Here is a 2,076-nt window from a genome sequence, read left to right as displayed (position 1 = left end):
TTTTAGGCGATAGCGCTGGACAAGGTCAAAATTGGCGACAAACATTTTGGGATAATGTGTTAGCGACTGATTTATCAAGTGGGCAAGGTGTGCGGCTTGACTTAAACCAGTATAACTGCGCTGCGATATTTAAAGCACTCAATACAACCAGAGTCACTTTTAGACTGCGTGTTAAAACGTATCCTAAGGGTAAAGGGGCGTCAGTGAGCACAGTCTTTAAAGATAATAAATTTATATTACCAGTATCAAAACGCGATGAGTACGGCGAGCTTGAAAAACCAAATAAATGGCTCACAACCGAAGTGAATTTATCACTGTTAAATTATGCGCTAAAAGAAGAATTAGGACTTAAGTAACCTTATGATAAATACAGAACAAATATCAGCATTACGACCCCCCTAAAAAACCAACTGACATGGGAAAGTATTACCGAAAAGTAGACGTCGATTATGACAACCTATTTGGAGTAAACGATATATATTCAACTGATGGCCGTTATTATGGCGTATTACTAATGGGAAGTATGACGGATACGGATGATAGTTCTTATTCTTGGCTAGCATTAACCTTCTTTGCAATTGGAGCGATAATGCAAGTACTTGGGTTATTTAAAGCAAAAAGTTTACAACACCTGTTAGACTCATTGCTTTTTGACCCTTTGTTTATCCTGGGGCAAGTTTTATTATTAATTATTGCTTTTATTTATCATCGCAAAGCAAAAATCCCCAGAGCCACCTCCGTCGTGTTTGACCGAAAAAGCGGTAATGTGAATTTCCCTGCGTTTGGTGGTAACCCCGAACTAGTTATTCCATTTGAAGAAGTTGAGATGTATCGAGGCTCGTTAGGCTTTAGTTTGGGAAGGGGCATGCCTGTTACAAGCTTAATCCCTAAAAAATACCCTAAACATGGTAAAAGGGATTGCCAATACATAGTCGCGTTTGCTGATAGCTACGATGAGGCTTGTCAATCGTGGACATTATTAACGGAATTTATGGATAAAAACAAACCAATCCCCTTTGGACTTCTGCAGTCTGTTCAGGATTACCTCAACAAAGGACATAGCACAGTTTGGAAAGGCGATAAAATTGGCCCCTATATGGAAAATTACCCCCTCGATCCCGAGATAAAAAATACCTATAAATATGTTTTTCATACGGATATTGATGGTGAAAAAAATACCCGATGGATGAGGTTAATTATGTTATTGCTCCCTTTAGTGATGACCCTGAGTTATTAGAGAAAAATATAAAACGTGCTTACGAGCTCAATATTTTACTTTTGTGATTAAGAAAAATAAAGGGCAACCCTACATACCCTAACCCGTGGGTGCTACAGGAATAAAAGAAATAAACTAGACATCTAAAGAATAAACTAGACATCCATCCTAAATTTGCGTCTTTTTTAATTTAGTGACTAAATTTAGCAAGTACAATAAATAGGCAGGTGGCTTGTGGCTATTGCAAGAAAGCGTCAAGTAAGTTTGGTTGATACGAAATATTATCATTGTATTTCACGGTGTGTTCGACGTGCCTTTCTGTGTGGTGAAGACCACTTTACAGGTAAGTCTTACGAACATCGACGAGGCTGGGTTGAAGATAAGCTACTTGAATTAGCGAAGGTATTTTGTATTGATGTGTGTGCTTATGCCGTAATGAGTAATCATACACATTTAGTACTGTATGTTGATGATAAAAAAGCCAATAGACTGAATGACAAAGCCATTGTTATTCGTTGGCATAAGCTTTGTAAAGGTACATTGATTACACAAAAATACATCCAGGGCGAAAAGCTAAGTAAAATAGAACTCATATTTTTTAATCAAACAGTACAGCAATACCGAGAAAGGCTATCCAGCATAAGTTGGTTTATGCGGTTGTTAAATGAAAACATAGCTCGCAGAGCAAATAAAGAAGATAACTGCACAGGTAGATTTTGGGAAGGACGTTTTATGTCTCAAGCATTACTAGATGAAGCAGCCCTTGTTGCCTGTATGGCGTATGTCGATTTAAACCCAATTAGAGCTAAAATGGCTAACACTCCAGAAGAGTCAGACCATACCAGCGCTCAAGTACGTTT

Annotated in this window: 3 protein-coding genes; all 3 read left to right on the top strand. The window is 38.0% G+C overall.

All coding sequences use genetic code 11. The features are described 5' to 3' along the window. The coding region (locus P20652_RS20380; RefSeq protein WP_033017252.1) for a hypothetical protein at positions 1-356 on the top strand (356 nt) is incomplete at its 5' end. Positions 357-415: 59 nt separating this feature from the next. Next, a complete protein-coding gene (locus P20652_RS12455; RefSeq protein ID WP_139048204.1) occupies positions 416-1,237 on the top strand; it encodes a hypothetical protein in 822 nt (273 codons plus the stop codon). A 213-nt stretch (positions 1,238-1,450) separates the two neighbouring features. Then, positions 1,451-2,076, top strand: a 626-nt coding sequence (locus P20652_RS17730; protein WP_033017250.1) for a transposase, incomplete at its 3' end; no start/stop codon positions are given.

It is taken from the genome of Pseudoalteromonas sp. BSi20652 (assembly GCF_000239855.1).
Classification (GTDB): Bacteria; Pseudomonadota; Gammaproteobacteria; order Enterobacterales; family Alteromonadaceae; genus Pseudoalteromonas.
This window is presented reverse-complemented; position numbering and strand designations above follow the sequence as displayed.